The sequence below is a fragment of the Herbidospora sakaeratensis genome, assembly GCF_001570525.1.
In the GTDB taxonomy this organism is placed as follows: Bacteria; Actinomycetota; Actinomycetes; order Streptosporangiales; family Streptosporangiaceae; genus Herbidospora; species Herbidospora sakaeratensis.
In genome coordinates, this window is the sequence record NZ_BBXC01000011.1 from 253,356 (window position 1) to 270,238 (window position 16,883).

Sequence of the window (16,883 nt, forward strand, 5' to 3'; positions counted from 1 at the left end):
GATATGGTGATCCCCGCATACGATCGCGCGCGTTACAAGGAGATTCTCGACCGTGACCACGACCAGCCGCAGGGTGATCGCCATCGCCGCGTTTCTGGCCGCCGCCCCCGCGCTGGCCGCGTGTGGCGCCGGAGTCGACGCGAACACCAACAAGCCCTACGCGCCGACCGAGTCCCAGGTTCTCATCCGCGACGGCCAGTACGGCGTGAACGGCATGAAGGTCAGCCAGGCTTACATGCTCGGCCCCGACCCGGGCGGCCAGATCCCCGCCGGCGGCACCGTGCCCCTCTACCTGTCGCTCACCAACGACGGCACCGCGCCCGACGTCCTGACCGGCGTCACCCCCGACCCCAACGCCGCCACGGCGGCCCAGGGCGGCGGCGTGCAGCTCCCCGTGGGCACCCTCGTCCACACCGGCACGGGCCCGAACCCCCAGATCCAGATCCAGGGCGTCAAGGCGGCCCTGCGCGGCGGCGAGAGCATCCCGCTGACGCTCAAGTTCCAGAACGCGGGCGAAGTGACCATGGTCGTCCCGGTCATCACCCGCAACCGCGAATACGCGACCCTCCCCCCGGTCCCCGGCGCCATCCCGGCCCCGCCCAAGCCGTCCCCCACGGCCACGGCAGCCGGCGAATCCTCCGGCCACTGAGCCATCGCACCGACCGGCCGTCTCACACGGCCGGTCGGTTTCGCTTTTCTCTGCTCAGTTACGGCTCCGCCCACCCCGGCACCGCCCACCGCCGATGGTTTCCGCCCCCGACCGGCGCTCCTCGGCCGCTGAGGCAACCGCCGCAACGTGTGAGCGGCTGAGCAAATACCGAAATTTCCGGCGCAGAGCGCCGGATGGCCGACCACCCAACCGGCGCCCCTCAGCCACAGAGGCAGCCCGCCATAACGCACCCCGGTCAGCACAAGACGAGGGCCACCGAAGCGCCGACTTCGCCGCCAAACGCCCAGAGAGCCATATCGGCAAATTTCCGGCACACGGTGTTCCATCTGCGCGATACCGCCCCTGATCTCGGCAGCGACGGGAACCACTGGCTTCCACCCAAGCCGGGAACGCACCACCTCCATCCGGCGCTCCGCGCCGGATATTTCGGCATACGAGCATCCCGGTGGCAGCAACGCCGATGTCACAGCAAAGCGGACCACTCCCTCCCACGCGCCACCACCACCCACCGTGTCGCGCCGGAAGCATGAGGATTCAACGGGAGGCCGTCACACGGTGCGAAGCTGCTTGACGGCCGGGAGGGTCAGGTCACCAGCCGCACCGCTCTATCGAATCGAGAGCCCGCCCATCCGGCGCTTCGCGCCGGAAATATCACGACAAGGCCAGCAGGCCACCGCGCCATGCTTCATCCGCGTCGATGGCTGTGAGGTGTCGGGTGGCAGGCTTGGTTCGGGCATATGCGCCCGGCCATCCGGCGCTCTGCGCCGGAAATATCGCCATACACCCAGCAGGCCCACGCATCAGGCTTCGCCCACGTCGATGACTGTGAGGTGTCGGGTGGCCCGCTTGGTTATGGGATAGGCGTCCGCCCATCCGGCGCTCTGCGCCGGAAATATCGCCATACACCCAGCAGGCCCACGCATCAGGCTTCGCCCACGTCGATGACTGTGAGGCGTCGGGTGGCCCGCTCGGTTTGGGGTAGGCGTCCGCGCATCCGGCGCTCTGCGCCGGAAATTTCGGTATTTGCTCAGCCGCTTACGCGTTGCGGCGGTTGCCTCAGCGGCCGGTTGGCGCCGGTTTCGCGGCGGGTGCTACCGGCGGTGGGCGGGGTCAGGGTAGGCGGAGCCGTAACGGAGCAAGATTTTGGGCATCTGGCCGACCCGTGCGTCTTTGCACGGGCCGGCGGGGGCCGACGGGTGTCTAGTCTTCGATCACCGGGTCGAACTTGTAGCCCAGCCCGCGGACCGTCAGGATGCAGCGCGGGTTGGCCGGGTCGGACTCGACCTTGGCGCGGAGGCGCTTCACGTGGACGTCGAGGGTCTTGGTGTCGCCCACGTAGTCGGCGCCCCAGACGCGGTCGATGAGCTGGCCTCGGGTGAGGACCCGGCCGGCGTTGCGGAGGAGGACCTCCAGGAGTTCGAACTCCTTCAGCGGGAGCTGCACCTGGCGGCCGCGGACGGCGACGATGTGGCGGTCGACGTCCATGCGGACCGGGCCTGCGGCCAGGACGGCCGACTCGACCTCTTCGACGTCGCCCTGGCGGCGGAGGACCGCGCGGATGCGGGCGACCAGTTCGCGGGAGCTGAAGGGCTTGGTGACGTAGTCGTCGGCGCCGAGTTCCAGGCCGACGACCTTGTCGATCTCGCTGTCCTTGGCGGTGAGCATGATCACGGGGACCTTGGACCGCTGGCGGAGGGAACGGCAGACCTCGGTGCCCGGCAGGCCCGGGAGCATCAGGTCGAGCAGCACGAGGTCGGCGCCGTTGCGGTCGAAGGTCTCCAGCGCCTCGGGGCCGGTGGCCGCGACCGCGACCTCGAAGCCCTCTTTGCGCAGCATGTAGGAAAGGGCGTCGGAGAACGACTCCTCGTCTTCCACGACGAGTACCCGGGTCATGTGGCCGCCTCCAGGGGAGTTGACGTTGTGCGGGGTGTGGCGACCGCGACCCCGCCGAACGCGGGGAGGCGGAGAGTGAAGGTCGAGCCGGAGCCTTCCTTGCTCCAGACCGACACCTCGCCGCCGTGGGCGACGGCGACGTGTTTGACGATGGCCAGGCCGAGGCCGGTGCCGCCGGTCGAGCGTGACCGGGCCGCGTCGACCCGGAAGAAGCGCTCGAAGATGCGTTCCTGGGCGTTCTCGGGGATGCCGATGCCCTGGTCGCTGACGCTGATCTCGACCGAGTCGCCGGCCGGGCGGGCGCTGACCACGACGCGGGTGTGCTCGGGGCTGTAGGCGACCGCGTTGTCGATCAGGTTGCGCAGGGCGGTGACGAGCAGTTCGTCGTCGCCCCAGATGTTGAGGCCGCCGGTGCCGCCGGCGACCAGGGTGATGTCCTTCGACGCGGCCTTGGTGCTGCACCGGTCGATCGCCTCGTGCACGGCCTCGTCGACCGGGACCGGCTCGGGGGTCGGGATCTCCTCCGCGCCCTGGATGCGGGACAGGGTGATCAGGTCCTGGATGAGATAGGTGAGCCGGGCCGCCTCGTGCTGCATGCGGCCGGCGAAGCGGGTGACCGCCTCGGGGTCGTCGGCGGCGTCCTGGATCGTCTCGGCGAGCAGGCTGAGCGCGCCGACCGGGGTCTTGAGCTCGTGGCTGACATTGGCGACGAAGTCGCGGCGGACCGCCTCGACGCGGAGCCGGTCGGTCTGGTCTTCGGCCAGCACCAGCACCTGGCCGTTGGAGCCCAGCGGGGCGACGCGGACCGCGAACGACGTCGACTCCTGGCCGAACTTCCGGCCGGACGTCTCGATCTCGCCCTCGCGGATCTCGCCGTCGCGGCGGACCTTGCGGGCCAGCGCGAGCAGCTCGGCCGAGATGAGGTTGTCGCCGCGGACCAGGCCGTAGGCGCGGGCCGCCGAACTGGCCCGCAGGACCCGGTCTTCCCGGTCGAGCACGACCGCCGAGGACGGAAGCACCGCCAGCAGCGAGGCCACGCCCGGAGACAGGGTGTCCTCCGGCGGGGCATCAGGCGCCGAAGACGGTTCGGACTGCCGCCGGATCGCCAGCATGACGAGGGTGCCCACCAGGAACCCACCCATCGCGGCAAGACTCGCCAGCAACTCATTCACGCTTCGATGCTAGGTGGGAATACCCCTGTTCCTGACGGCCGGATGCCGACTGACCATGGCCTTTCCGAAAGAGTTCACTTTCCGGTCGGAGATCGTTCACGAAGCGCCGATTACCGTGACGGGCATGCGCGACGCCTATCATGACGAGCTGGACAACCTCACCATCAAGCTGGTCGAGATGACCCGCCTGGTTCGCTCGGCCATGTCCCGGGCCACCACGGCCCTGCTTGACGCCGATCTTCACCTCTCCGAGAGTGTGATCTCTCAGGACGAGGAGGTCAACCGGCTCTACGCCGAGGTGGAGACCTCCATCTACGAGCTGATGGCCACCCAGCAGCCCGTCGCGGTCGACCTGCGTACGGTCATCACCGCGCTGCGCATGGCCGCCGACCTTGAGCGGATGGGCGACCTGGCCGAGCACATCGCCAAGATCGCCCGGATGCGCCACCCCGAGTCGGCCATCCCGGCCGAGCTCCGCGACACCATCGTCGAGATGGACCAGATCGCCGAGCGTCTGATCACCAAGACCGGCACGTGCATCGCGACCCGCGACGTCGAGCTCTCCAAGGAGCTCGAGGCGGACGACGACGCGATGGACCGGCTGCACCGCCGCCTGTTCCGCGTCCTGCTGTCGCCGAACTGGAACCACGGCATCGAGGCCGCGATCGACATCACCCTGGCGGGCCGCTACTACGAGCGCTACGCCGACCACGCCGTCCGCGTGGCCCGTGACGTCGTCTACCTGGTCACCGGCTCCCGCGACGGCGAGGAATAACCCCAAAGCAAGAGCCCCGGCCCTCGGGGGGCCGGGGCTCTTTCCTTTGCACCTGCTTCGCATGTGCGGGCCCGAGCGCTTTCAGCCGGCGCCTTCCCTCGTCGCTCCGGGTCGCTTCGCTCCCCTGCGCTCCTCAGTCCAGACGCCGGCGCGCTCGGCCACTTCACGAGCAGACGTGGCTAGAAAGTCATAACTGGACCAGACGGCTATTTGCCCTGGTTCGCCACTGCTTCGATGGCCGCTGCCGCGGCCTCCGGGTCGAGGTAGCCCGAGCTGACCGGCTTGTAGTCGGCGTCGAGTTCGTAGCGCAGGGGGATGCCGGTGGGGATGTTGAGGCCGGCGATGTCGGCGTCGCTGATCTTGTCGAGGTGCTTGACCAGGGCGCGCAGGGAGTTGCCGTGGGCGACGACCAGGACGGTCTTGCCGGCGGCCAGCTGGGGGACGATCGAGTCGTACCAGTAGGGGAGCATGCGGTCGACGACGTCTTTGAGGCACTCCGTCTTGGGGCGGAGTTCCTTCGGCAGGCCGGCGTAGCGGGCGTCGGCGAACTGGGAGAACTCGTCGTCGTCGGCGATGGGGGGCGGCGGGGTGTCGTAGGAGCGCCGCCACAACATGAACTGCTCGTCGCCGAACTCAGCGCGGGTCTGCGCCTTGTCCTTGCCCTGCAGGGCGCCGTAGTGGCGCTCGTTGAGCCGCCACGACCGCTCGACGGGGAGCCAGAGCAGGTCGGCCGCCTCCAGCGCGAGGTTGGCGGTCCGGATCGCGCGGGACAGCAGGGACGTGTGCACCACGTCGGGGCGTACGCCCGCCTCGAGCAGCAGCCGGCCGCCGCGCGCGGCCTCCTCCTCACCGGCAGCCGAGAGGTTGACGTCGACCCAGCCCGTGAACAGGCCCTTGACGTTCCATTCGCTCTCGCCGTGCCGGAGCAGTACCAAAGTCGCCATGACCGGCATCTTAGTGGTGGACGGTTAACGCTCCGGGTCGGCGAAACGGGCGAAAGCCTGCAAGTTGGCCGTCGACTCGCCGCGTTCGAGCCGCCACTCCCACTCACGCCTTATGGAGGTGGCGAAGCCGATCTCCAGGGCCGGGTCGAACAGTTCGTCGGCGTAGGTGAGCACGCAGCCGAGCAGCCGGTCGACCTCGGCCTCGGTGACGCCCTCGTGGGGGATGCGGCCGACGAGGTGGACGTCGCCCCGGTGGTCGAGGGCGAAGTGGACGCCGTACATCGAGCCGTTCTTGGACAGCAGCCAGCGGTAGAACTCCTGGTGGTTCTCGTCGGGGCCGCGGCAGAAGAACGCCTCGATGTTGAGGGCCTGCTCGTCGACGACCAGCCAGGTCATCGTCTGGAGTTTGTGGGTGCCGGGGAGTTTGACCAGGTAGGAGCCGGTGCGCGGGCTCTCGTAGGTCAGTTCCATCGACGTCAGGGCCGATTCGATGACCGCTGCGACGCTCATCGGGCGGCCGCCACGGGCTGGGGCTGGCTCATGGCTCCGGTATACACCTCCACGAGCCGCCCGGCCGTGGCCTGCCAGCCGAAGGCGGCGGCGTGGCGGATGGCGCCCTCGGCGAGGTAGTCGCGCCAGGCGGGCCGGTCGAGCAGCGCGGCCAGGGCGGTCGCCCAGGCGGCGGGGTCGTGACCGTCGATCAGCAGGCCCGAGCCGCCGTCCTTGACGGCGGTGCGCAGGCCGCCCACCGACGCGGCCACGACCGGGGTGCCGCACGCCTGGGACTCCAGCGCGACCAGGCCGAAGGACTCGTTGTGGGAGGGCACGACCGTGACGTCGGCGGCCCGGTACCAGTCGGCCAGCTCGTGCTGCGGGCTCGGCGGCGCGAGGTGGACCAGGTCGGTGATGCCGAGCTCGGCCGCGACGTCGGTGAGGAGGGACGGCCGGGCCAGCCCGTTGCCGCTCGGGCCGCCGACGCAGGCCACCACCAGGCGGTCCCTTAACGCCGGGTTGTCGGCGATCATCTTGGCCGCCGCCCGGAGCAGCACGTCGGGGGCCTTCAGCGGCTGGATGCGGCCGACGAACAGCAGCACGTGGGCGTCCTGCGCCAGGCCCAGCCGGTGGCGGGCGGCGCCCTTGGAGGCGGGCTGGAACACCTGGAGGTTGACCCCCGGGTTCACCACGCTGACGCGGGCGGGCGGGGCGGCGTACAGGGAGACGAGCTCTTCGGCCTCGGCGGCGGTGTTGGCGACCAGGCGGTCGGCCGCGTCGACGACCTGTTCCTCGCCGAAGACGCGGGCCGGGGGTTCGGGGCAGTCGCCCTCGGCCAGCAGCAGGTTCTTGACCTTGGCCATGGTGTGCATGGTGTGCACGAGCGGCACGCCCCAGCGCTCCTTGGCCAGCCGGCCGACCTGGCCCGACAACCAGTAGTGCGAGTGGATGACGTCGTAGCGGCCGGGCTCGTAGACCGCCTCGGTGCGCAGCACGCCCGACACGAACGCGCACATCTGGCCGGGCAGGTCGGAGCGGTAGAGCTCCTCGTAGGGGCCGGCGGTGACGTGGCGTACCGAGACACCCGGCGCGAGTTGCACGATCGGGGGCAGGTCGCGTGACGTCTGCCTGGTGAAGATCTCGACCTCGACGCCGAGGTCGGCCAGCCGTTTGGCGGTCTCCACGATGTAGACGTTCATCCCGCCCGCGTCGCCGGTCCCCGGCTGATCGAGCGGTGACGTGTGCATGCTGATCGTCGCGACCCGGTTCACCCGTCGCACCCGCAACCACCTCCAAACAACGACTAACCATGACACTCAGCCCAAGATTCCCGGTCTCACTAGGATTGCGACCATGACGAAAACAGCGGTGGTCACGGGGGCCAGCAGCGGAATCGGTGCCGCGACGGCCCGCCGGCTGGCGAAAGAGGGGTTCCAGGTTGTGGCGGCCGCCCGCCGCCGCGACCGGCTCGACGACCTGGCCGCCGAACACCCCGCGATCGTCCCGATGACCCTCGACGTCACCTCGCAGGACTCCGTCGACGCCTTCAACGCGGCCGTGCCGACGGTCGACGTGCTGGTCAACAACGCGGGCGGCGCGGTCGGCCTCGAACCGGTCGCCTACGGCCTGCTCGACGACTGGCGCGAGATGTACGAGGTCAACGTCCTGGGCACGCTCCGGATGACCCAGGCGCTGCTGCCGAAGCTGGTCTCCAGCGGCGACGGCGTGCTGGTCATGCTGACCTCGGTGGCCGGGCTGGTCTCCTACGAGGGCGGCGGCGGTTACTGCGCGGCCAAGCACGGCCAGACCTCCATGACCGAGACGCTGCGCCTGGAACTGGTCGGCGAGCCGGTCAGGATCGTCGAGATCGCGCCCGGCATGGTGGAGACCGAGGAGTTCTCGCTCAACCGCTTCCGCGGCGACGCCGAGCGGGCCGCGAAGGTGTACGAAGGCGTGCCCGACCCCCTGACCGCCGACGACGTGGCCGACGTGATCGCGTTCGCGGTGACCCGTCCGGCCCACGTCAACATCGACCGCCTGGTGATCCGGCCGCGCGCCCAGGCCGCCCAGCACAAGGTCCACCGCGTGTGAGACCGGTCGGGGCCATCACGAGGGGCACCACGGGCCACAACCGGCTCCGGCGGGCCGACCGGTGGCTGGCCGCCGTCCACGAAGGGCTGCTGCGGTCGGCGGCCGACCCGCTGGTGGTCGACCTCGGGTACGGCGCCTCCCCCGTCACCACGCTGGAGTTGTTCGCCCGGCTCCGGGCGGTCCGGCGCGACCTGGAGGTGGCGGGGATCGAGATCGACCCCGAGCGGGTCGCGGCGGCGTCGGCGTACACGAGACCCGGCCTGGAGTTCCGGCGGGGCGGCTTCGAGATCCCGGGACGGCCGCCGCTGGTGATCCGGGCCTTCAACGTGCTGCGGCAGTATCCCGAGGCCGACGCCTGGCGGCACTGGGAACTGATGGCCTCCCGGCTGCAGCCCGACGGGGTGATCGTCGAGGGCACCTGCTCGGAGATCGGCCACCGGGCCGTCTGGGTGGGCCTCGACCGGAGCGGCCCCCGCACGCTGACCTTCGCGGCCCGTTTCGGCGGCGTCGAGCGGCCCTCCGACCTGGCCGAACGGCTGCCGAAGACGCTGATCCACCGGAACGTGCCCGGCGAGCGGGTGCACGCCTTCCTCACCGACTGGGACCGCGCCTGGGCGATGTCCGCCCCTTTCGGGGCGTACGGGACGCGGCAACGCTGGATCCGGTCAGCGCTTCTGCTGGCGGACTCATGGCCCCTGTACACCTCCGCTCCCTACGGGGGAACGGCTCGGTGGCGCCTCGGCGAGCTGTCCCTTCCCTGGTCGGCGCTTGTAAGCTGAGGTGTGCCCCACCCTCCTCTACGAGACGTAGTACTACGCCGGGTAGGCTGAATGTCGTGAAGGGTCTTGGCGAGCTTGAGCGCAGCATCATGGACGTTCTGTGGGCGGAGGGCGGTCCGTTGACCGCCCGCGAGGTGGGGCGGCTGATCGCCGATCGCGATCTGGCGCCGACGACCGTCATGACCGTGCTCGACCGGCTCACCCGGAAGGGCTTCCTGACGCGGGTCCGCGACGGCCGTGCGTGGCGCTACGAACCGGCCGCGAGCCGTGACGCCTACATCGCCGAGCTGATGCTGGAGGCCCTCGAGATGACGGGAGACCGTTCCGCCGCGCTGACCAGGTTCGCGCAGGCCGTGTCCGGCACCGAGGCCGACGTGCTCCGAAAAGCTCTCACGGAGCTGGAGGAGGAGTGATCGCGGCCGTCGCGCTCGCCGCGCTCGCCGCCGTCTGCGCACTGTCCGCGTGGCGGATGACGTTCGTCCGCTGGACCTGGCGTGCCCCCCGGGCCGCGATCGCCCTGTGGCAGGCCCTCGGCCTGACGTGGGGGCTGGCCTCCGTCGGCGCGTTGCTGGCGTACGCCCTCGAACCGTGGGGGCGCGGGGTGATCCACGGGCTGGTCTACCTGGTCACCCACTGGCGTGAGCCCTCGGGGCTCCAGCGCGTGGGCGCGCTGGCCGCCGGGCTGGCGCTGCTGACCGTGCTGCTGGCCGTGGTCGTGGTGGCCATGGCGCAGACCCTCCAGGCCCGCCGCCGCCACCGCCTGCTGCTGTCGCTGGTGGCCCGCGACGAACCCGCGGTTCCGGGTGTCCGCGTGGTCGACCACCCCGGGGCCGCGGCCTACTGCGTGCCGGGGCTGAAGTCGCAGGTCGTGATCAGCGAGGGCACCCTGAGCCTGCTCTCGCGCGACGAGCTCGCCGCGGTGCTCGCCCACGAAGACGCCCACGCGCGCGAGCGCCACGACCTGGTGCTGCTGCCGTTCGCCGCGCTGCGCTGGGTGCTGCCGTGGTCGAAGGTGGTGCGCGACGCCAACGCGTCGGTCGCGCTGCTGGTCGAGATGGCCGCCGACGACCACGCCCGGCTGCGGGTGCCGCCGAAGCGGCTGGCCACGGCGCTGCTGCGGTTCGGCACGGCCGGCGCGTTCGCCACCCCCCACGGCGCGCTGGGCGTGGGCGCCGAGAACGTGATGGCGCGGGTGAACCGGCTGGTCAAGCCCGGTCCGGCCATGCGTCGGCGGTACCGCTACGGCATCGTCGCCGGGGCCGCCCTGCTGACGACGTCAGCGCCCCTTTTGTGGTTCTTGCCCCAGTGAGTTAGCAATCGTTAACCAGTGCGTTTGCAAATGCATACACGCTCTGGCAGTCTGGGAGACATGGAACTCCCGAAGGTCGGCTCGATCGGTGAATACATCCGCGAGCAGCGCACGCAGGCGAAGATCTCGCTGCGTCAGCTCGCGGCCCAGGCCGGGGTGTCCTTTCCTTACCTCAGCCAGGTCGAGCGGGGAGTGCGCAAGCCGAGTGCCGAGATCCTCAACCAGATCGCCAAAGGGCTGCGGATCTCGTCCCAGGCGCTCTATGTGCAGGCCGGTCTGATCGACGAGCGCGAGCCCGACAGCGACGTATTGGCCGCCATCAGGGCCGACGTCACGATCACCGGACGGCAGCGCCAGGTTCTGGTCGACATATACGAGTCGTTCCGCAAGGAGAACAAGGCCGCGGAGAACGAAGGGGCCCAGCCGACGCAACCGGCCGAGCCCCTGGATGCGGCCTCACTAAACGGTCACGCCACGTCAGAAGGGTACAACCTGCCATGACCCTCGCCACCGAGGTCAAGAAGATCACTGAGTCCAAGCCGTTCTACGCGCTGACCGGCGCCGGCGACTACGCGGTGGAGAAGCTGCGCGAGCTCCCCGACCGGTTCGTCCAGCTGCAGGCCCGCCGCGAAGAGGCGTTCGCCTACGCCGGCAAGGTGCAGGGCAAGGCCGAAGACTACGCGAACACCGTCGCCGACCGCCTGAACAGCCTCTACGAGGAGATGGCCAAGCGCGGCCGCAAGGTCGTCAGCCAGGCCAGCGGCGAGGCCGCGCTGGAGCTCACCGAGGTCTCCGAGGCCGCCGAGCCCGCCGTCGCCGCCAAGGCGACCACCCCGGCGAAGCGCCCGGCCGCCCGCCGGACCACCGCCTCGAAGGCGTAACGACGCCCCGGTCCGCGGCCCCGGTGGGTGACTCCCGCCGGGGCCGCGGCGTTCTCGCCCTGCACACCAGCGAAACCAGACACTAGGCTGGTGGACATTCCGACCTTGACCCCGCGGGAGTGACGAGATGCTCTACCCCGTCCTGGACCTCATCTTCCTGGGCCTCGCCATCGCGGCGTTCGGGATGTCGGTGTGGGCCCTGATCCACGCGATCCGCACCCCCGCCCGCGCCTTCCAGGCCGCCGGCAAGCTCAACAAGAACCTGTGGATGCTCTTCACCGGCCTCGCCACGATCTTCACCCTCGCCTCCGCCGCCGGCTACATGGGCGGCGGGCTGAACATGCTGAACATCTTCACCATCGCCTCGGTGATCGCCTCCGGCATCTACCTGGCCGACGTGAAGCCGGCCGTCAGCCAGTACAAGGGCGGCAGCGGCAACCAGGGCCCCTACGGCCCCTGGTGATCCCGTGATCAGAGCCAGTCGCGTTTCTTGAACTGCGTGTAGAGGATGACGGCGGCGACCACCCACAACCCCGTCGACGTCCAGAACCCCCACGGCTGGCCCGAGCCCGGATAGGGCACGTTCTGGCCGTAGAAGCCGGTGATCATGGTGGGCACGGCGATGATCGCGGCCCAGCTGGTCACCCGCTTCATGATCAGGTTCATCTTGTTGTTGGCCATCGTCATGTGGGCCTCGCGGATGTTGCCCACCAGGTCGCGCAGGGAGTCGGTCCATTCGGCGGCGCGTACGGCGTGGTCGTAGACGTCCTGGAAGTAGGGCGCCAGCGAGCTGTCGCGGATGATGTCGTTGCGGCGGAACAGGGTGTTGACGAGTTCCCGCATCGGGGCGACCACCCGCCGCAGGTTGACCAGGCTCTTGCGCAGCTCGAAGGTGCGGCGCTGCTCGTCGGGGCCCGGCAGGGTCTCGTTGAACAGACCCTCCTCCAGCTTCTCGATCTGGTCGTCCATGGCCTCGACGACCTCGAAGTGGGTGTCGACGACGTAGTCGAGCAGGCCGTGGAGCAGGAACGCCACCCCGTGTTCGGAGGGCGCGCCGCCGGCGTCCCACCGGCGCTGCACCTGGTCGATCGAGAACGACTCGCTGGTCCGCACGGTGACCAGGGCCCGCTCGGTGACGAACGCCGACGCCTCGACCGACTCCAGGCGGCCGGTGTCGCCGTCGAAGTGGGTGGCGTAGACGTTCAGGAACATGTGGGTGTCGTAGACGTCGAGCTTGGGGCGCTGGCTGGCGTGCAGGGCGTCTTCGATGGCCAGCGGGTGGAGGCCCAGCTCCTCGCTGATCGCGTCGAGGTCGGCGCGGGTCGGCGTGCACAGGTCGAACCAGACCACCGCGTCGGGCTCGCCCAGGTGGTCGGAGACGTCGGCGATGGGGAAGCCCTCGGATTCGAGCTTCCCCTTGCGGTAGAGCCGGGTGCGCGCCATCGGCTCAGCGTACTCCGATGGCACTATCGTGACGGGTCATGACATCTCTGGCACGCCCGTTAGGGCTGGCCCTCGTGTTGCTCGTCCTGTTCGCCGCTCCGGCCCACGCCGCCGGGACGAGCGAGGTGACCATGCAGCTGCGTCCCGACGGGGTGCTGCACGTGGTCGAGAGGGCCGACGGGCCGCTGAGCCGTACCGTGACCACCCGGACCCGTTATGACGACGGCTCCGACCGGGTCTACCGCATCACCAACGTCAAGGGCGCGACCCTCGACGGCGAGACGCTGACCGTCCCGGCCGCCGGGACCGTCGAGTACGACGTCGCCGGCGCGGTCACCCCGCTGCCCGACGGGACCGAGGAGCTGCGCTGGTTCCCGGCCGGCGGGCCGCTCGACGCCGTGACGGTGTCGGTGCGCGGCCCCGGCCAGATCCAGAGCCTCGCCTGCTTCGCCGGACCGGCCGCCTCGGCGCTCGGCTGCACCGCCGCGAGCATGGACGAGTCGGCCGAGAACGCCGCCTTCGAGCAGACCGGCCTGGCCGAGGGCGAGCAGCTCACCGTCGTGGTCGCCTACCCCGCCGGGTCGACCGGCGCCCAGCCGATCCTGGAGCGCCGCTTCGACCTGGCCGCCGCCTTCACCGTCGACGTGTGGACCGGCGGCTCGCTGGTCGTCCTGCTGGTGCTGCTGCTCGGCGGCCTCTACGGCCTCTACCGCTCACGCGGCCGCGACGCCCGGGTGGTCGAGTCGGAATCGGGCCTGTACGCCCCCCTCGAAGACGGCCGCTTCGCCCCGCCCGACGGGGTGCGTCCCGGCCAGATCGGCACCCTGATCGACGAACAGGCCGACGTGATCGACGTGACGGCGACCATCGTCGACCTGGCGGTCCGCGGCTACCTGCGCATCGACGAACAACCGCGCGGGGCGTACGACGCCCCCGACTGGCTCCTGGTGAAGCTGCCCAAGGCCCCCGTGCAGGCCCTGCTCCCCTACGAACGCGCCCTGTACGACGCCATGTTCGACCTCCGCGACGACATCCTGCTGTCGCAGCTCCACGGCGGCTTCTCGGCCGGCCTGGCCCGGGTCCGCGACGCCCTCTACCGCGACGTCGTCAAGCAGGGCTGGTTCGCCCGGCGGCCCGACTCGGTGCGGTCGCGCTGGACCGTCCTCGGCGTGCTGCTGACCGTCGCGGGGCTGGCCGGGACGGTCGTGCTGGCCTGGCAGACCACCTTCGGCCTGGCCGGGCTGGCGGTGATCATCGCGGGGGCGGCCCTGACGGTCGGCGGGCAGTACATGCCGGCCAAGACCGCCAAGGGCGCCGCGGCGCTCGCCCACACGCTGGGCTTCCGCCAGTTCCTCATCTCGGGCGACGTGAACGGCGTGCCGGAGTCGCAGCGGATCGAGCTGTTCTCCCGCTACCTGCCGTACGCCGTGATCTTCGACAGCGTCGACCGGTGGGCCAGGACGGTGTCGACGATCACGACCGACGGCGACAACCTGTACTGGTACCACGGGCCGGCCGAGTGGGACCTGTCGAAGTTCGCCGACTCGATGCGCACGTTCGTGATGACCACGTCGGGCGCGATCTCGGCGGCCCGCCAGTTCAGATCGTTCTGACCCGCAGCTCGCCCACGGGCCGGCCGCCGCCCTTGATCGGCGGCACCAGGTCGCCGGGCACGTCCTCGCCCAGCGCCTTCAGGGCGTACGCGGTGACCGCGACCCTGGCCCGCTGGCCGCCGTCGACGATCTTGACGGCGGCGGCCCGCCCGTCGGCCAGCGCGAACGCGTCGAACGCCTCCGCGCCCGCCTTCAGCATCAGCCCCGGGACGCTCCTCATCAGCACCGCCTCGGGCCGCGTGGCGCCGCTGGTGTATTCGGGGTGGGCGCGCATGGCGTCGGCGATCCGGCGCTCCTTGGAGCCCTCGGGGGCGGTGACGATCCGCCGGAAGGCGCGTACGACCCCGACCATCGACACGTAGAACAGTGGCGCGCCGCACCCGTCGACGCCGGTGGCGGCGATGCGCTCGGAGGTGAGCTCCTCGACGGTGGTGCGGATCGACTTCTGCAGCGGGTGGGTCGGGTCGAGGTAGCCCTCGGTCGGCCAGTCGTTGACCGCGCAGGTGGCCAGCATCGCCGAGTGCTTGCCGGAGCAGTTCATGTAGACACGGCCGAAGTCGAGCGACGACCGGTCGTCGGGGTAGTCCTCCGGGCACCGCAGGGCGCTCTCGTCGACCCCCGCCTCCCGCAGGATCCGGCGCGCGCCCTCGACGTGGATCGGCTCCCCCGCGTGGCTCCCGCAGGCCAGCGCCAGCAGCTCGCCGTCGAGGTCGAGCCCGGCGTGCAGCATGCCGGCCGCCTGCAGCGGCTTCATCGAGGATCGGGGCGAGGCGGGCGCCTGTACGTCGCCATGGACCAGGACGGGGGAACCCTCGGCGTCGACGGCGACGACCCGGGCGCGGTGGACCGACTCCACGAACCCGGAGCGAACCACCTCGACCAGCAATTCGGACATGCCGTCGACTGTAGGGCATGGCAGAATCCCGCCATGCGCGCGGTGGTGCAACGAGTGAGCCAGGCCTCGGTGACGGTCGACGGGACCGTGGTCGGGGCGATCGACGAGCCCGGCCTGATGGTCCTGGTGGGGGTGACCCACACCGACGGCCCGGCCGAGGCCGCCAAACTGGCCGCGAAACTGTGGGGTCTGCGCATCCTCGACGGCGAGAAGTCCTGCTCCGACATCGGGGCGCCGCTCCTGGTGATCAGCCAGTTCACCCTCTACGCCGACACGAAGAAGGGCCGCCGCCCGACCTGGCAGGCCGCGGCCCCGGGCCCGGTGGCCGAGCCGCTGGTCATCGCGGTGCAGGAGGAGCTCCGCAAGCTGGGCGCCCGGGTGGAGACGGGCCGCTTCGGGGCCGACATGAAGGTCGCCCTGATCAACGATGGCCCGATCACCCTGGTCATCGACGTCTGACCTGGTCAGGCCCGCCAGATCCCGATGCCGAGCGCGGCCAGTTCGGCGGTCGCCCCGCGCGGATCGGTGATCGCTTGTTCGGCAACCTTGGTCAGGTCGAGGGGGCTGCCGTCAGAGGTGACCAGTTCGGCCGGTTCGCTCCACGAATGCCGGAACGTGGCCTGGCCCGCGCGGACGGCGGCCAGGTTCATCAGCATCTCCAGCGGGGTCAGGAAGAGTTCCGGCAGGTCCTCGGGGGCGGCCTCCGGGAACAGCGGCCGCGCGACCTCGTCGAGGCGGCCGTCTTCCAGCATCCGCAGCACCTGGGGCAACCCCGGCCCGGTGATCCCCATGGTGTGCAGCATGCCATCGGTCTCGCGCTGGAGCTGCGCGGTGGTGGCCGCGTGGGTGAACTCGGGCCAGTCCAGGACCGTGCCCTCTTCGAGCTCCCTGCCGAGGGCCCGCAATGCCGCCCGGGTGCCCTCCAGTTCGGTGGCTCGCAACGCCGCCTGGGCGGCGGCCAAGTCGAGGATCAGCGACGTGGCGGGCCGTCCGTCCGACACGGCGAAGGACTCGGGAAAGCGCGCGGCGCGGGTGGCCGACGACGGATAGGGATCCCAGCGTGACTTGTTGGCCGGGAGCGGCTTGGCCCGCAGGGCGTCGAGCTCGTCCTTGCGCGCGGCCACGAATTCGGCGAAGCCGCCGTACACGTCGTCGGGCAGATACCCCGCCTCCACGCCCGGCAGCACATGGAAGTCGTAGAAGAACTCCCAGGCGTGGATGACCGCCCAGATCTCGTGCATCGCGCCGACCGCGTCGGCCGACCCGGCCACCCGCACGGCGACGGCGTCGGCGCGGAACTCCCAGCGGCGGCAGACGGCGTTGTCGATCAGCCAGCACAACCATCTGTACCCGCGGAACGCCCACGCGGCCGGGTTGGTGGGGCGGAGGGCCTCGGCGGTGGTGACGACGGCCGTGCTGGATCGGATGGCGAACCCCGCCCACCGGGTGTGCCCGGCGGCGAAGTGCGCCATGAAGTGAGCCAGCCCGAACCGGGCCTGGCCGACCGTCATCGTCTGGAGCAGCGGCAGACCGACGTACAGGACGCGGTGACCCCGCAGGAAGGTGTGGGCGTACCGGAAATTGATCTCCGGCATGAGCCGGATCTCGTGGGGCGGGCGGGTGCCGGCCTCCGCGGCCACCTCCCGCACCAGCTCCCACAGGCCCGGAGCCTGATCGGCGTCGAGGGCCGGGCCGGTCGACCGGTCTTCCCGCCACCGCAGTGCCCGCCACGACCCGCGCCCCAGCGCCCACACCAGGCAGCCGGCCCAGCCGAACATGACCAGGACGAGCGTCACGAAGCCGACGGGCGAGACCCCTCCCGGGGGGATCGCCCGTAACAGCACGACGAACCCGGTGAGCTGCGCGGCCGCCACGCCCACCAGGCCGCACAACATCACGATCGACACCAGCGCGCGTCCCACGCGA

19 protein-coding genes are annotated in these 16,883 nt (G+C 70.6%); 11 read left to right on the forward strand and 8 right to left on the reverse strand.

The window, feature by feature from the left end; all coding sequences use genetic code 11:
• Positions 1-52: 52 nt before the first annotated feature.
• Positions 53-649 (forward strand): copper chaperone PCu(A)C domain-containing protein, encoded by a 597-nt coding sequence (locus AW271_RS17190; RefSeq protein WP_062337925.1) that lies wholly within the window; start codon positions 53-55, stop codon positions 647-649.
• Positions 650-1,870: 1,221 nt separating this feature from the next.
• Here the strand turns inward: AW271_RS17190 and AW271_RS17195 are convergent.
• Positions 1,871-2,563, reverse strand: coding sequence for a response regulator (locus AW271_RS17195; RefSeq protein WP_030451587.1), 693 nt, complete (start codon positions 2,561-2,563; stop codon positions 1,871-1,873).
• Complete coding sequence (locus AW271_RS17200; RefSeq protein WP_062337927.1) at positions 2,560-3,705, reverse strand: sensor histidine kinase; 1,146 nt, start codon at positions 3,703-3,705, stop codon at positions 2,560-2,562. Before AW271_RS17200 ends, AW271_RS17195 begins: the two co-directional genes overlap by 4 nt.
• 154 nt (positions 3,706-3,859) lie before the next feature.
• On the opposite strand from AW271_RS17200, the gene phoU reads away from it, so the two are divergent.
• Entirely contained in the window at positions 3,860-4,510 is a 651-nt protein-coding gene (phoU, locus tag AW271_RS17205) for a phosphate signaling complex protein PhoU (RefSeq protein WP_062337929.1), read from the forward strand.
• Positions 4,511-4,716: 206 nt separating this feature from the next.
• On the opposite strand, the gene AW271_RS17210 is transcribed toward phoU, so the two are convergent.
• Genes AW271_RS17210 through mshA form a run of 3 tightly spaced genes read right to left on the reverse strand, consistent with a single transcriptional unit; the run spans position 4,717 to position 7,193 of the window.
• On the reverse strand, positions 4,717-5,454 hold the full coding sequence (locus AW271_RS17210) for a phosphoglyceromutase (RefSeq protein ID WP_062337930.1): 738 nt from the start codon (positions 5,452-5,454) through the stop codon (positions 4,717-4,719).
• Positions 5,455-5,478: 24 nt separating this feature from the next.
• Positions 5,479-5,964, reverse strand: a complete 486-nt coding sequence (locus tag AW271_RS17215) for a YbjN domain-containing protein (RefSeq protein WP_062337932.1) — start codon at positions 5,962-5,964, stop codon at positions 5,479-5,481.
• Positions 5,961-7,193: a D-inositol-3-phosphate glycosyltransferase gene (mshA, locus tag AW271_RS17220; protein ID WP_062338574.1), complete on the reverse strand. Its 1,233-nt coding sequence runs from the start codon at positions 7,191-7,193 to the stop codon at positions 5,961-5,963. The genes AW271_RS17215 and mshA overlap by 4 nt, the downstream gene beginning before the upstream one ends.
• 106 nt (positions 7,194-7,299) lie before the next feature.
• On the opposite strand from mshA, the gene AW271_RS17225 reads away from it, so the two are divergent.
• The 7 genes from AW271_RS17225 to AW271_RS17255 all read left to right on the forward strand — a co-directional run bounded on the left by AW271_RS17225 (position 7,300) and on the right by AW271_RS17255 (position 11,469).
• Positions 7,300-8,037 (forward strand): SDR family NAD(P)-dependent oxidoreductase, encoded by a 738-nt coding sequence (locus AW271_RS17225; protein ID WP_062337934.1) that lies wholly within the window; start codon positions 7,300-7,302, stop codon positions 8,035-8,037.
• A complete protein-coding gene (locus AW271_RS17230; RefSeq protein ID WP_245653082.1) occupies positions 8,034-8,816 on the forward strand; it encodes an O-methyltransferase in 783 nt (260 codons plus the stop codon). Before AW271_RS17225 ends, AW271_RS17230 begins: the two co-directional genes overlap by 4 nt.
• A 56-nt stretch (positions 8,817-8,872) precedes the next feature.
• The gene (locus tag AW271_RS42380; RefSeq protein ID WP_137245622.1) at positions 8,873-9,229 is read left to right on the forward strand and encodes a BlaI/MecI/CopY family transcriptional regulator; all 357 of its coding nucleotides are present in this window, start codon (positions 8,873-8,875) and stop codon (positions 9,227-9,229) included.
• Positions 9,226-10,125, forward strand: a complete 900-nt coding sequence (locus AW271_RS17240; RefSeq protein WP_062337938.1) for a M56 family metallopeptidase — start codon at positions 9,226-9,228, stop codon at positions 10,123-10,125. Before AW271_RS42380 ends, AW271_RS17240 begins: the two co-directional genes overlap by 4 nt.
• Positions 10,126-10,185: 60 nt before the next feature.
• Positions 10,186-10,626 carry a helix-turn-helix domain-containing protein gene (locus tag AW271_RS17245; protein WP_062337940.1) on the forward strand — a complete coding sequence of 147 codons (441 nt, stop codon included), beginning with the start codon at positions 10,186-10,188 and terminating at the stop codon, positions 10,624-10,626.
• Positions 10,623-11,006: a hypothetical protein gene (locus AW271_RS17250; RefSeq protein WP_062337942.1), complete on the forward strand. Its 384-nt coding sequence runs from the start codon at positions 10,623-10,625 to the stop codon at positions 11,004-11,006. The genes AW271_RS17245 and AW271_RS17250 overlap by 4 nt, the downstream gene beginning before the upstream one ends.
• A gap of 127 nt (positions 11,007-11,133) precedes the next feature.
• Positions 11,134-11,469: a DUF2516 family protein gene (locus tag AW271_RS17255; RefSeq protein ID WP_062337944.1), complete on the forward strand. Its 336-nt coding sequence runs from the start codon at positions 11,134-11,136 to the stop codon at positions 11,467-11,469.
• Positions 11,470-11,477: 8 nt separating this feature from the next.
• On the opposite strand, the gene AW271_RS17260 is transcribed toward AW271_RS17255, so the two are convergent.
• Entirely contained in the window at positions 11,478-12,449 is a 972-nt protein-coding gene (locus tag AW271_RS17260; protein ID WP_062337946.1) for a magnesium transporter CorA family protein, read from the reverse strand.
• Between the two features lie 38 nt (positions 12,450-12,487).
• On the opposite strand from AW271_RS17260, the gene AW271_RS17265 reads away from it, so the two are divergent.
• Complete coding sequence (locus AW271_RS17265; protein WP_083976766.1) at positions 12,488-14,062, forward strand: DUF2207 domain-containing protein; 1,575 nt, start codon at positions 12,488-12,490, stop codon at positions 14,060-14,062.
• On the opposite strand, the gene AW271_RS17270 is transcribed toward AW271_RS17265, so the two are convergent.
• Positions 14,049-14,957 carry an asparaginase gene (locus tag AW271_RS17270; RefSeq protein ID WP_062337948.1) on the reverse strand — a complete coding sequence of 303 codons (909 nt, stop codon included), beginning with the start codon at positions 14,955-14,957 and terminating at the stop codon, positions 14,049-14,051. The two genes, AW271_RS17265 and AW271_RS17270, sit on opposite strands and share 14 nt — an antisense overlap.
• A 33-nt stretch (positions 14,958-14,990) precedes the next feature.
• Between AW271_RS17270 and dtd the strand changes: the two genes are divergently transcribed.
• Positions 14,991-15,416 (forward strand): D-aminoacyl-tRNA deacylase, encoded by a 426-nt coding sequence (gene dtd / locus AW271_RS17275; protein ID WP_062337950.1) that lies wholly within the window; start codon positions 14,991-14,993, stop codon positions 15,414-15,416.
• 5 nt (positions 15,417-15,421) lie between these two features.
• Here the strand turns inward: dtd and AW271_RS17280 are convergent, their stop codons facing one another.
• Entirely contained in the window at positions 15,422-16,879 is a 1,458-nt protein-coding gene (locus AW271_RS17280) for a M48 family metallopeptidase (protein WP_157554263.1), read from the reverse strand.
• Positions 16,880-16,883 lie beyond the last annotated feature (4 nt).

What these genes read in the sequence shown, in the direction of transcription:
- AW271_RS17195 (WP_030451587.1), bottom strand. Translation starts at nt 2,563, where the DNA reads ATGACCCGGGTACTCGTCGTGGAAGACGAGGAGTCGTTCTCCGACGCC.
- AW271_RS17200 (WP_062337927.1), bottom strand. Translation starts at nt 3,705, where the DNA reads ATGGGTGGGTTCCTGGTGGGCACCCTCGTCATGCTGGCGATCCGGCGG.
- phoU (WP_062337929.1), top strand. Translation starts at nt 3,860, where the DNA reads ATGCGCGACGCCTATCATGACGAGCTGGACAACCTCACCATCAAGCTG.
- AW271_RS17210 (WP_062337930.1), bottom strand. Translation starts at nt 5,454, where the DNA reads ATGGCGACTTTGGTACTGCTCCGGCACGGCGAGAGCGAATGGAACGTC.
- AW271_RS17215 (WP_062337932.1), bottom strand. Translation starts at nt 5,964, where the DNA reads ATGAGCGTCGCAGCGGTCATCGAATCGGCCCTGACGTCGATGGAACTG.
- mshA (WP_062338574.1), bottom strand. Translation starts at nt 7,193, where the DNA reads ATGCACACGTCACCGCTCGATCAGCCGGGGACCGGCGACGCGGGCGGG.
- AW271_RS17225 (WP_062337934.1), top strand. Translation starts at nt 7,300, where the DNA reads ATGACGAAAACAGCGGTGGTCACGGGGGCCAGCAGCGGAATCGGTGCC.
- AW271_RS17245 (WP_062337940.1), top strand. Translation starts at nt 10,186, where the DNA reads ATGGAACTCCCGAAGGTCGGCTCGATCGGTGAATACATCCGCGAGCAG.
- AW271_RS17250 (WP_062337942.1), top strand. Translation starts at nt 10,623, where the DNA reads ATGACCCTCGCCACCGAGGTCAAGAAGATCACTGAGTCCAAGCCGTTC.
- AW271_RS17255 (WP_062337944.1), top strand. Translation starts at nt 11,134, where the DNA reads ATGCTCTACCCCGTCCTGGACCTCATCTTCCTGGGCCTCGCCATCGCG.
- AW271_RS17260 (WP_062337946.1), bottom strand. Translation starts at nt 12,449, where the DNA reads ATGGCGCGCACCCGGCTCTACCGCAAGGGGAAGCTCGAATCCGAGGGC.
- AW271_RS17265 (WP_083976766.1), top strand. Translation starts at nt 12,488, where the DNA reads ATGACATCTCTGGCACGCCCGTTAGGGCTGGCCCTCGTGTTGCTCGTC.
- AW271_RS17270 (WP_062337948.1), bottom strand. Translation starts at nt 14,957, where the DNA reads ATGTCCGAATTGCTGGTCGAGGTGGTTCGCTCCGGGTTCGTGGAGTCG.
- dtd (WP_062337950.1), top strand. Translation starts at nt 14,991, where the DNA reads ATGCGCGCGGTGGTGCAACGAGTGAGCCAGGCCTCGGTGACGGTCGAC.